The organism is Methanobrevibacter sp. (genome assembly GCF_045112895.1).
GTDB lineage: Archaea > Methanobacteriota > Methanobacteria > Methanobacteriales > Methanobacteriaceae > Methanocatella.
Map to the genome: position 1 here is coordinate 76,141 of NZ_JBGUIH010000043.1, position 12,344 is coordinate 88,484.

Below are 12,344 nucleotides of genomic sequence, written 5' to 3' on the forward strand. Positions count from 1 at the left end.
TACCCAACCCTTAATATCATATTAAATTTTACTACTTATAAAACATTAAGTGAGAGCATTTGAAAAGTAATGTTCGCTACAAAAAAGTACATATTAACCCAATCTTAAAAAAAAAGGATTGTAATTGAATTCATAATTCAAAAATACAGGATTTGAACTTGGTAGCTGCCTCACCAATAGCTATAATCATTTCACAATCCAAATTCAAGGCTTTTTTAATTCCTTCTTTTACTTCCTCTTCGGAAGCGCCTAAAGTAGAGGTCTTTTCAAAGTTGCCGACATAATTGAAAAATATTCTGTCATTCAATTTTGGATTGTCCTTTAACTTTTCACTGGCTATTTTTTGAGAAGCGGTTGATGCTGGAACAATGAATTTTGAGAATTTCAAAACGCTGTTGAAAATATCCAAATCCCCAGGATATCCTGATTCGGATGAAACGGTGATGACAGTTGTGAAATCACCAAATAGCTTTTTGAACTCTTTTAAAACTGTCTCCACACCTGCCGGATTGTGGGCATAATCAACAAAAATGTTTTTGCCATTTACTTCACCCACTTCTTCCATTCTTCCGCTAACGCCTGTGAAAGTAGCGATTGAAGGTAAAATCTTTTCATAAGGCAAATTCAAAAATTTATGGGCAGCAACTATGACTCCAGTCACATTATAAACATTGTGAAGCCCGTCAATAGCCATTTTAACTGTTAACTTTTCAGTTGGTGTGTGCAAATCAAAAGTCCTATTCTTCAAATCGACATTTGTTGCTATATAGTCGACTTGCGGAGTTGTCAGGCCACATTTGCAGAAGTAATATCCACAGCCGGAAATAATCTCTTTAACAGCAATTTCATTGCCGCAGACACATTCCTTCATGGCAACAGAATCCGGAAGCTCATCAACGCCAAAGGTAATGAGTTCCCCTTTAAAATCAAGTTCCCTCAAAAGCCCCATTATTGTCGGGTCCTGCCCATTGACAATGAGGGTGCCATCGCCGATTTCCTTAATGAATTCCGCTTTCACATTTGCATAATCCATGAAACTGCCCAAATCATTTAAATGGTCAGGAGTGATATTCGTCATTAAACCAGCGGACATCGAAGTGTTCTTAACAACCCTTCCGACAGTGCCCGGAATACCGAATGTTCCCACTTCCAATATTCCAACATCCCCATCCAATCTTGACTGCAGAATCGGAATGTACTCGGCATTGCCCTGCATGCCTTCCAGATTATGCTCGCAAGGGGTGATTCCATTGTCATAAGCCACCTTCTTAAGCAAGGTGGTGATTGTAGTCTTTCCGTTTGTGCCTGTTATTCCGAATACTGGCTTTTCAGGCTGAATCATTTCAATAATATCATTCAATTCCAAAATAGGCTTATCAATCTTTTTGAATAATTCAGAATCTTTAGATAAACTTGCAGGAGGAATTATGTAATCGGATTTCTTGAAAAATGCGTCCGGAGTTTTTCCATAAAAAATATTGATATCATAACCTTCTAGGGCATTTGCAAATCTACAATCCTTCTTAAATGATAAATCAGTTCCTATAACATTATATCCTCTTTGTTTGAGAATTCTAGCAATTAAATTACCATTTGCTCCACAAACACCAATAACACCAAAGGTTTTATTTTTATTCATACTTTTTACTTCCTTCTTCAAGTCCTTTCATAATCTTGTCTACGGTAGTCAATCTGTCATATGCTATAAGCGGCCCCATATGCAAAATGATATCTCCAGGCACTGAATATTTAAATGTCAACTCTGCTGCCTTTTCAATTGTCTCAACAGCCACCTTTTCGATTTTTGGATTTGTAATTGCATCAAGGATTTCCTGCGCCGCTTCCATTTCAACAGTCTGGTTAACTTCATTGAATCCGCTTGCAATTACCACCTTAATATCATAATTGCTTACCAGCTGGCCAACTTCCGCCTTGTCCCTAACGGACAATGTATCAAAATGATCTAAAAACAACACTACGCTGTCGTCTTTAAAGTAATCAAGGGTTATTTTCATTCCATCATATAAAAATGCAGAATCAAGAATTACTTTCCTGCCGTTATAATCACCGACATCCTCCATATGAGCAGGCAAGCCCTTGAATTCTGTTAATGCATCAATGATATCCCCTTTTTTGACTCCATATGTCAATGCCACAGCCGAAGCCGCAACAGAGTTTTCAAAGAAATAGCTCATCATGTAAAATGGAGTTGTAAATTCATCATTTTCATATTTTATAGTTAATGACTTGTCGCCAACGATCCCATTAAAATCAACATCCTCATCCAATGCATAATAGATTGCATCATCCCTAACTTTTTCAATGATGTCCCTACATGAATTGTTTGCTATAAATGTTTCGCTCATGGCCTGCAATACCAGTTTACGCTGCTGGTATAATTCCAAGGAGCCTCCAAACTCAGATAAATGATCTTCAGCAATATTGGTTAAAAGTCCGATTTTAATATTTAACCTATTCAAAAGGCCGATTGTACCATGTGGAAGTTCAAAAATAGTTATATCACATTCATTAGCCTTTCCGGTGACAATGCCGTCAATGATGGCTTCTGAAACCAAGTTGTTTACAAGGGATGAACAGGACCAGACCTTAAATCCGGCTTGCTTAAATAGGCTTGTTGTAATAAAGGTAGTGGTCGTTTTTCCCATAGTTCCGGTAATTCCAATAATGTCTACCGGAATCAAATCATTTACTATTTTGGAAAACTCTTCATTGGTTAAGATTTTTAAGTCAGACTTTGCAATCTTTTGAGCTATTGGAGCGGATTCAGGCAATGTTGGTGGCATATACACAGCATCAAAGCCTTCAACAGAAGGGTCCTTATTCGCCATGTCTAATTTTACGCCTTCCTTTTCCAATTGATTTAAGCTTCTTTGAAATTCTATCTTGAATTCGGATTTTTCCTTTAAATCAGTGATAACAACATCATGGCCTAAATGATTTAGCAGCCTTGCAACAGGCCTGCTAGCATTTCCAGCACCAACAACTAAATAATTCATAGTAGCCTTCCTTACAATTTCTTACTATAATTTATAGAAGTTATTTAATTTAAAGTTTAATGAGAAAATAAGTATTTTAAAAAAAAGAATTTGAGAAAACTCATTCAAATTGAATAAGATTTTCTACATCATTATAAACAACATCAAGTCCGCACATTGACGGAACATAGTTTGCCGCTTTTGCTGAATTTACACCAATCACTTCAAAGCCCATCTCTTCAATAGGGGCTACAACCATACAGGTGTCGCAGACAACATTTCCGCCTGCACTTTCAATGGTTTCAGTGTAACCCATCCTGTCGGCGGTTGCCTTTACGCTGACTGATGTGCAAATCCATAATTTGTTTTTAATGGTTTTTCCTTGAACAATATTGGCCACTTGCTTGATTTCTTCAAGTGATGCATGAGGACATCCCAGACAAATTAAATCAGGTTGCCTGTCAGTTGTGGACAATTTCTGGCGAGTTTCATTAATTTGATTTTGGGAAATGAACATTACGTCTTCAACATCATCCTTTCCTGCAAGATTAAACTCGGGAGTCACGTTTTCCATATGGTAAAGTGCAACTGAACCTGAAGATGCTAACGCTGCACCTAAGGTTTTCAAGTCGTTGTTGTTAGGAGCATTCTGCAATACAAAATATGGAATTCCTCCGCCAACGAATTTGCCGATGATATAACCCAATGCACCGAAATCGGCACCTTTGAGTTCGCAATTGACATTGACAACCAAATTCGCTTTCCTGTTTTGCTCCAAATGGAAACCATATAATGGAGTCTTTCCAACAATGGCCGCCGCCAGTGCTGCCGGTCCACCTTCACGATTGGTTCTAGCGCCAATGACAGAATTGACGTATGCAACAGCTGATGATTCCGACCAGGAAACATGGTCTCTGAATCTTGGAACATTGCCAACCAGATAAGGAGTGCATGTACAGGTTTTGGAAATTCCAAGATTTGCATAGGCATCTACAATCTGATTTTGCTTGATTGCAAAGTCCTCCGGAAAACCTAATTTTTCCCAATTGTCCAAATCGGTTCCAGGTGGATTTAAGGAAGCATTGATGATAGCTTTAGCAGATCCTTCTTTTGCCAAATCTTCAAGATACTCCAAACCGGCATCTCCAATGGTTTTATAAGAAACGCCAGATACCTGTGCGGAAGTAATGTCAACCAATTTGGAAGCACCATAGATATCTCCTAAGGCAACAAGGATATCCATGCTTTTTCTGATGGTTTCCCCAAACTCCCCATTACACATCTGTTCTTCTTTTTTTGTTAAAAACATATTAATCATTAGATAATTGATATTCGACCATTTCATCAACTAAGTGCAGGAAATTGTCTTTGCTTTCATAAGGAATCATAGCACCTGCAGCAATGTCATGCCCTCCGCCGGTTCCGCCAAAATTATTTGATGAATCCAGCAATGCCTTACCTAAATTAACGCCTTTAGCAACCATTTCACGAGTGGTCCTTCCTGAGATTTTAATATCCTTGTGAAGTCTTGAAAGACCGAGCACCGGTTTTGAATCGTCCAATAATTCAACAGACAATCCAATACTTGCAATTGTACCCATTACAGATTTCAAAACCTTATCTTCAGAGTATAGATATTGGATGCTGTTAAGCTGTACTGCACCTTCTCTTTTGACCCATTCCAAACCTTTAACGATTTGGTCACGGTATTGGCGCTGCAATTTCAAGGCGGCGTCCAAAGCCTGATCACGTTCGCCAAGTGCAATGCTTAAGCCAAGTCCTTGCTTTTTGTTTTTGCCACATGCATCGAGAATATATGAATACTCCTCTAAATCCCGCAACAAAGGCACTTCCTTCGGGAGAGTGTAGCAGTCCCCAAAAATGTCAGGATTAATGGAAATGAGTGCATCCTTCAATAGGTCCTTTTCTTCATCTTCCATATCTGTGAATTTGATTCCATAGGACAGGTTCATGCGCTCCAAAAATTCGCGTGCCCCCTCCAAATCTCCGCTGATTTTTGGAAGAGGAGGTGAGAAAGTGTAAGCCAATGATTTGAAAAGCGGTTCTGATGCTTTGGAAACAAGCTTTAATCCTTCATGAATTTCCAAAGTGCCGCTTTCAAGAGCATCATCAAGGATTAACTTGTTGACACCAGTGAAGCCATCCTGTCCTTGCATATCACCAAATGCGCCAATCAAAGCAAAGTGAGCCAAGTGCTTTTTGTCGAGTTCACGAACAGTCAGATAGCTTGAACCCGCACCGCACAAGTCTTTGCTTCCATCGATGCCAAACAGATGTGGATTGACGTGGACCACATTGCTTTCTGATTCAGTTTCATCTACCTGATGGTGGTCCGCAACGATAACATCATGCTTAAATGTATTGAACTCCTTGATGAATGGACTGCCCATGTCTGAGAACACAAACAAGTCATATTTTTCATGCCTTAGCTGATTAACCATATCCCCTTTAAGGCGAGGAATGATTGTAGTATGGAATTGAACATTCTCTTCAGCCAAAGCATTCGCTATGACTGCTGCCGCTGAAATTCCATCAGCATCGTTATGAGAAATTATTCTTATAACGCCATCTTTTTCGATATGCTCCTTAAGCATATCTGTAGCTTCGCTAGCCCTATTTAACAAGGAGTGCTGCTTCTTTTGGATTATATCTCCATCCTTCTGGTAATTTACCTTCACTTACATAGTAAGATGCTAATCTTCTGATTCTGGATTCGATAATGGTTAAACCTCTTTTAGAGTGTAAATCTTTAGGATTTTCTTCTAAGTGGTCTCTGATGTTAACTGCTCTTTTAATTAAGTTTAATAAGTCTTCTGGGTAGTCGCCAGCTTGACCGTTTCTTTTTAAGATTTGAGTAATTCTTTCACCGGTTACATCCTTAACGGATGGAATACCGTATTGGTCTCTTAAAATAATACCGATTTCAGAAGTACTTTTACCTTCTCTGTTAAATTTCAAAATCATTTCTTCAATTTCTTCATCACTATAAGTTACCCATTCTGGTCTTGCCATAATATAAACCTCTTTAAATTTTTTAAATCTTAAATAAGCCCAATAAGTATCAATTAGAAAAATAACGCTACTCTTGTGAAGAATACCATTTAATGAATTTTTCTAAAGAATTTTTTCTATGTGAAAATTGGTTTTTTTCATCAGTCGTAAGTTCACCGAATGTCTTGCCTAAACTAGGCACATAAAACAACGGATCAAAAGCAAATCCTAAATTTCCTCTTTCTTCAACTGCGATTTCACCTGACACCTTGCCTAAAAAGATCTTGGGCTCAGAATTGGGGGCACAGTACCCAATAACTGACCTGAATTCGGCATAACGGTCATCAGTATCTGTTAATAACTTTAAAATTCCCTGATTTCCAATTGTATCTTGAACATAATGTGAATATGTTCCCGGAAACCAATTTAAAGCTTTAATGAATAAACCAGCATCTTCAACAATCACAGGTTTGTCAAGTTTACGACAAGCATATTTTGCGCCTGATAAAGCCACTTCCTCAAGAGTTCCCTGAGGTTCGCAGTAACCTAAATCAATATGCTCCAAATTAATGTCATAATCTTTGAAAATATTCTCTGCTTCTTTAACTTTATGTTCGTTACCAGTTATAAATGTTATCATATTTTTAATTATGAATTCATTTTTTTATATAGTTAATCCAAGAAAACTAGTGGGTATATCTTCCACGGGATTCAATGTCAGATATGTGATTAACCATTTTATCATTGCCATACCCCGCCAGTACACAGTCAAAGTATTTCACTGCCAGATTATAGTCAATGCTTTGAAGGGACTTCTTTAAAACCAATAAGTCAACTGCCTTATCCTCATCCAAATGGGAATATCTTCCAAGGCCGAAGTCTATGAAAACTAAGCTGTCATCCTGAAGCATGATGTTTGATGTTGTGATGTCTCCATGAATAATGTCGGCTGAATGAAGCTTTGCAATTTCCCCGCCGATTGCGAATGCCAAATCCTCATCGATTATGTCCTTAACCATCTGACCTTCAATCTCTTCCATTAAAATAGATTTCTCTTCCAAATTGATATCATACAATACAGGAGTCTTAACTCCGGCGCGCTTTGCATCGGATAGCAGTTTCGCTTCCTCTTTTGTCCTCGCCTTTCTTATCTTATCGTCAATCTCTGAAATCCGATATCCTTTAGGAACTCTATCTTTCAATACGGCATTTTTGCCCAGATAGCTGCTTTTTACAATGTTTGACTCCGCCCCTTTAGCTATCAGGTCATCGCTTAATTTCAGATATGTCTTGGTATTGTCAATCCAAGGGATATCGACCTCATCCGTTCTGAATTTCTGAATGATTCCCGTTTGAGACAAATCCATTGGCCCGAATTCCTTGCACATCAAAAGCCCCAGCCATGCAATCATGACCCCATTATCACCGCAAAGCCTCATCTCTGGCATGTAAAACTTGGCGCCATGCTCTTCAGACATTGTCTTAAGCATTTCCCGGAGTCTTGAATTGGCGGAAACGCCTCCGCACAGCATCACCTCATCCTTTTGAGTGTGGGACAATGCGCGTTCAGTTACTTCAACAAGCATGGAAAATGCAGTTTCCTGAAGTGAAAAGCAAATGTCAGCCATAGGAGTTCCCTTTTGAGCCTCCCTTAAAGCCGCAGACAGCAATCCTGAAAATGAAAAGTCCATGCCCTTTACAACATAAGGCAGGTCAATGTAGGAACCTTCTTTAGCCAATTCCTCTATGACCGGCCCTCCAGGATGTCCCAAACCGGTTTCACGACCGAAATGGTCAAGGCAGTTGCCGATAGCTATGTCTAAAGTTTCACCAAAAATTCTGTATCTTCCACTTTCATAAGCTATTACCTGACTGTTCCCACCGCTTACATAAAGGGAAACAGGATTTACCGCACCAGTATCAAGTTTTCCAACTTCAACATGGCCGATGCAGTGATTAACTCCAATGATTGGTTTTTTAAGAGATAAGGATAAGCTTCTAGCTGAAGTTGCAACAATCCTCAAGGCCGGACCCAGACCTGGCCCCTGTGAAAAAGAAATCAGATCAATGTCATCATATGAAAGACCTGATTGCTCCATGGTCTCTGGAATTAATTTAGGAATCCATTCTGCATGGTGTTCTGCTGCGATTCTAGGATGAATACCGCCCTCTTCTGGAAATAGCTGTTTTCCAGCCATAGCTAAGATATTTCCATCACTATCAACAATGCCCACACCTGTTTTTTCTGCTGTTCCTTCAATTCCTAAACTTATCAAGATAATCAACTGAAAAATTTAATTAATTAGTATATTATGTTTAAAAATATAAAAATATTTTTTAAATTTAAAAAACAAAAGGTAGAATATGGGATTTTATAGTGCAAATACTCTGGAACAAAAGAGGGTTAAAAAATTAACAGGAGACATTAACATCAGCGAAATGTTTAAAAATGAATGTGAAACCCGTGGAATTCCAATTTATAATGCTTACAATATTCAAAAAAGATTGCTGCACGAGGTGGAGCAGGAACAGCTTCATGGTGTTAAAGAAGTAGATGACAGATTGATGGAATTGCTTGAGGAGAGAACCAAAAATAAGGTTACACACAGATATGTCGACTTTATTTCCAATGAGGATAGTGCTTCAAGAGGCGTTATTCCTCCAAGGTCAGATGAAAAGAATTCACTTCCTCCGGAAAATCAAATCAAAGTTCCGCCAAAAGAAGATGGAAAAAATAAGCTTCCTCCAAAAGACCAAATCAAAATTCCACCTAGAGCAAGAGACGGCAAGGAATTCTTTAGAGACGATGAATTGCCTGAAATAGAAATGCTTAAAAAAATCATGCTTCAAAACAAAAAAATTATTAACCAAAATAAGATTATTATTGATTTATTGAAAAAACAAGGTGAAATAGATGATTGATGGAATAAAAACATATGGATCAACTGAATTGACTGAAAAATTACAGGAATGTGATGATCCGGTATTCTTACTTACAATTGGAACAACTGACACTTCATTAATTGAAGGGATTTCTGGAGCAGGCCCTTCAACAGAACTGACAGTATATACACCAGCGGCAGATGCCGAGTTTATGGTTTTAGGTGAAGTCAGATGCTGTGAAGCACCGGCAGAAACCGTAGTTGGCGATGCGGCTGCACCGACACCTGCAAGACTTACAAAGGCATCACTGCAAATTGCAAATATCCCATTTGTTATTGTCGATGCAGGCTCCAAAATCAAGCCCGATGTCGAATATTACAGTTTAGGAAAAGACTATGGAAGAGACATAAGAACTGGAAAAGGCGTTTTGAATCCTCTGGAAATATTTGAAAACGGGAAGGAATTAGGTGGCGAACTGTCACAAAGGCATGAAATGCTCATTATCGGTGAAAGCATAGCTGCAGGAACTACAACCGCATTGGGTGTTTTGAAGGCATTAGGCTATGAGGCCAACGAAAAGGTCAGTGGAAGCATGCCTCATAACCCTCATGACTTAAAATCAAATACCGTCAATGAAGGATTGAAAAATGCAGGAATCGAACCTGGCAAAGCTGATGCAATTCAAGCAATCGGTGCAGTAGGAGACCCTACCATCCCTGCAATAGCAGGTATTGTATTAGGCTCCGATATTCCAATAATTTTAGCTGGCGGAACTCAAATGGCAGCTACCTGCGCAGTTATAAAATCCATTCAGCCTACATTTGACTTTTCAAGAATCAACCTTGCAACTACCGTATTTGTCGCGGCTGATGAAACAGCAGATCTGTTCGGAATATTAGAACAGATTGATGACAACATTACCGTTAATGTAGTGGACCCAAGATTTGAAGATGCGGAATATGAAGGTTTGAAAAACTACTTGAAAGGATTCGTTAAGGAGGGTGCAGGAGCTGGAGGGGCAATGTACACTGCACTTGTCTTAGGAAATTCCGTTGAAAAGCTTAGAAGAAAAATAGAAAAAGTATGTAAATAGAGATTAAAAATCTCTATTAATTTTAATTTTTAGAATATATGAGCTATTGAGCCCATAAACACCACAATACCAACTACCCAACAATAATAAGCAAAGATATCCAAATTTTTATTTTGAATTAAATCCAACATCCATTTAATGGCCAAATAACCTGCAATAATCGCTGCAATAAAACCTACAAATATAGGCAGGAAGTTAGCGTCCATTGCAGAGCCGATGTCTTTTAATTTAAATATGAATGCTCCGAAAATTGCTGGAATAGACAATATGAAACTGAACTTGGCTGCAAATTCCTTATCAAGGCCTGCCACTAACCCTGCTGAAATGGTTGTACCGGAACGTGAAAGACCCGGCAATATTGCACATGCCTGACCCAATCCCATGAACAATGCCTCTTTTTTAGTAATGTTATGCAAATTAATGTTTCCACCAGGCATCCTTTGAGACAGGTAAAGAATGGTTCCGGTTACAAACAAAAAGAATGCAGGAACATAAAGTGCGCCTGCAAATAATGTTTCGACGGCATCATCAAAAAGCACACCTACAATACCAACAGGAATTGTAGCCAAAATAACATACCAAGCAAGTCTTTTATAAGGGTCATCACGGAACCCCTGCATAAATCGCCCTTGTAAGATATCTCCGATGCTCAACCACCATGATTTAAGCATTTTAATAATATCATATCTAAAGAACCATAAAACTGCAATCAAAGTTCCCAAATGAAGAAAAACGTCGAAAGCCAAAGAGCTTTCAACATTTAAAATGTTTTGAGCAAAAACTAAATGTGCTGAACTGCTAACCGGCAAAAATTCAGTCAGTCCCTGAACAACACCAATAATTATTGCTTGAATTAAATTCATATCTCACACCGCTTAGATGTAGGATAACCAACCGTATTTATCTTCTACTTTGGCTTCAACTATGTCAAAGAAAGCGGATTGTAGTTCTTCAGAAATTGGTCCTCTTTTACCGATACCAATAGTTCTGTGGTCAATTGAACGGATTGGAGTAACTTCAGCGGCAGTACCAGTGAAGAACACTTCATCAGCAGCATATAATCTTTCTCTTGAAATAACTTCTTCAACAACTTCATAACCTAAATCACGTGCGACATTCATTATGGAATCCCTAGTGATTCCTTTGAGGTTGGAAGATGACATTGATGGAGTGAACAATTTTTCGCCTTCAACAATGAAGATGTTTTCTCCACTACCTTCAGAAACGTGACCTTCATAGTCAAGCATGATGGCTTCATCATATCCATTGTCAATAGCTTCGAGTTTTGCCAGTTGGGAGTTCATGTAATTAGCGGCACATTTTGCTAATGCAGGGAAAGTGTCAGGTGCAGGTTTTCTCCATGAAGATATACCAATATCTACACCGTTTGCCATTCCTTCCTCACCTAAATAGGATCCCCATTCCCAGGCAGCAATAGCTACATTGACAGGACAGCCTAAAGGATTTACTCCTAATTCCCCATATCCTCTAAATGCGATAGGGCGGATGTAACATGCCCCTAAATCATTTACGCGAAGGGTTTCTAAAATAGCTTCTTCAATTTCTTCTTGGGTGTAAGGAATATCAATTTTATAGATTTTTGCAGAATCGAATAAACGTTGTACATGTTCTTTTAAACGGAACACTGCAACGCCGTTTTCATTTTCATATGCGCGAATACCTTCAAAAACACCAGTACCATAGTGGACAACATGAGAAAGCACTGAAATGTTTGCATCTTTCCATTCAACAAATTCTCCGTCCATCCAAACTTTAGTTTCTTTATCGTCCCATGCCATTTTATCACTTCTTAATATTTTCTATGTAAATAAATATGTTTTTATTATATAATAAGATTTACATTGTATAATTTTCTCAATAACGGAAAGGTATATATAATAGTAAATTCATAATATTACTTGTTGGTTCCGTGGTCTAGTGGTATGATACCTCCCTTACAAGGAGGGGATCACGAGTTCGAATCTCGTCGGAACCACTTCTGTTTTTTTTAAAAAAATTTTCTTTTTTAGTCTACTTTTTCAATGCCAAATAATAGTAATTATTACTTCTTTATTACAATATTTAACATTTGTTTTCTTAAAAAATTTATCGATTATTATCAAATTGTATAAAATTTTACTATTAACTATAAATGATGAATAATATTTAATAAAAAAATTAATACAGTGATAAAAAATATTAAATAATAAAATTTAAATAGTTTCCGATAAATAATTATAACTATCGATAAAGGAGACTAAATTATGGTAGTAAAAATTGCTATTATTAAAAGTGGTAATATTGGTACTTCACCAGTAATTGACCTATTGTTAGACGAAAGAGCAGACAGACCAAATATC

At 37.9% G+C, this 12,344-nt stretch carries 12 protein-coding genes and 1 tRNA gene; 4 read left to right on the forward strand and 9 right to left on the reverse strand.

Features of this window, described 5'->3' with window-relative positions:
- Positions 1–130: 130 nt before the first annotated feature.
- The 7 genes from ACJMLD_RS08045 to ACJMLD_RS08075 form a co-directional block, all read right to left on the reverse strand.
- Positions 131–1,639, reverse strand: coding sequence for a Mur ligase family protein (locus tag ACJMLD_RS08045; RefSeq protein ID WP_405270310.1), 1,509 nt, complete (start codon positions 1,637–1,639; stop codon positions 131–133).
- Positions 1,632–3,017, reverse strand: a complete 1,386-nt coding sequence (locus ACJMLD_RS08050; RefSeq protein WP_405270312.1) for a Mur ligase family protein — start codon at positions 3,015–3,017, stop codon at positions 1,632–1,634. Before ACJMLD_RS08050 ends, ACJMLD_RS08045 begins: the two co-directional genes overlap by 8 nt.
- Positions 3,018–3,117: 100 nt before the next feature.
- Positions 3,118–4,305 (reverse strand): aconitase X, encoded by a 1,188-nt coding sequence (locus ACJMLD_RS08055; protein ID WP_405270314.1) that lies wholly within the window; start codon positions 4,303–4,305, stop codon positions 3,118–3,120.
- 1 nt (position 4,306) lies between these two features.
- Complete coding sequence (locus ACJMLD_RS08060; protein WP_405270335.1) at positions 4,307–5,641, reverse strand: DHHA1 domain-containing protein; 1,335 nt, start codon at positions 5,639–5,641, stop codon at positions 4,307–4,309.
- Entirely contained in the window at positions 5,631–6,029 is a 399-nt protein-coding gene (locus tag ACJMLD_RS08065) for a 30S ribosomal protein S15 (protein WP_405270316.1), read from the reverse strand. Before ACJMLD_RS08065 ends, ACJMLD_RS08060 begins: the two co-directional genes overlap by 11 nt.
- Before the next feature lie 67 nt (positions 6,030–6,096).
- Positions 6,097–6,648 carry an XTP/dITP diphosphatase gene (locus ACJMLD_RS08070; protein WP_405270318.1) on the reverse strand — a complete coding sequence of 184 codons (552 nt, stop codon included), beginning with the start codon at positions 6,646–6,648 and terminating at the stop codon, positions 6,097–6,099.
- Positions 6,649–6,694: 46 nt separating this feature from the next.
- Complete coding sequence (locus tag ACJMLD_RS08075; RefSeq protein WP_405270320.1) at positions 6,695–8,293, reverse strand: bifunctional N(6)-L-threonylcarbamoyladenine synthase/serine/threonine protein kinase; 1,599 nt, start codon at positions 8,291–8,293, stop codon at positions 6,695–6,697.
- A 79-nt stretch (positions 8,294–8,372) separates the two neighbouring features.
- On the opposite strand from ACJMLD_RS08075, the gene ACJMLD_RS08080 reads away from it, so the two are divergent.
- Positions 8,373–8,930: a hypothetical protein gene (locus ACJMLD_RS08080; RefSeq protein WP_405270322.1), complete on the forward strand. Its 558-nt coding sequence runs from the start codon at positions 8,373–8,375 to the stop codon at positions 8,928–8,930.
- Positions 8,923–9,984 carry a nicotinate mononucleotide-dependent phosphoribosyltransferase CobT gene (gene cobT, locus ACJMLD_RS08085; RefSeq protein ID WP_405270324.1) on the forward strand — a complete coding sequence of 354 codons (1,062 nt, stop codon included), beginning with the start codon at positions 8,923–8,925 and terminating at the stop codon, positions 9,982–9,984. The genes ACJMLD_RS08080 and cobT overlap by 8 nt, the downstream gene beginning before the upstream one ends.
- A gap of 29 nt (positions 9,985–10,013) precedes the next feature.
- Here the strand turns inward: cobT and uppP are convergent, their stop codons facing one another.
- Positions 10,014–10,847 (reverse strand): undecaprenyl-diphosphatase UppP, encoded by an 834-nt coding sequence (gene uppP / locus ACJMLD_RS08090; protein WP_405270326.1) that lies wholly within the window; start codon positions 10,845–10,847, stop codon positions 10,014–10,016.
- 12 nt (positions 10,848–10,859) lie between these two features.
- Complete coding sequence (ilvE, locus tag ACJMLD_RS08095) at positions 10,860–11,783, reverse strand: branched-chain-amino-acid transaminase (RefSeq protein WP_405270329.1); 924 nt, start codon at positions 11,781–11,783, stop codon at positions 10,860–10,862.
- 125 nt (positions 11,784–11,908) lie between these two features.
- Here ilvE and ACJMLD_RS08100 point away from each other — a divergent pair.
- Both ACJMLD_RS08100 and ACJMLD_RS08105 read left to right on the forward strand, forming a co-directional pair.
- Positions 11,909–11,980: transfer RNA gene (locus ACJMLD_RS08100), tRNA-Val, on the forward strand.
- Between the two features lie 268 nt (positions 11,981–12,248).
- On the forward strand, positions 12,249–12,344 hold a 96-nt coding region (locus ACJMLD_RS08105; RefSeq protein WP_405270337.1), incomplete at its 3' end, for a F420-dependent methylenetetrahydromethanopterin dehydrogenase.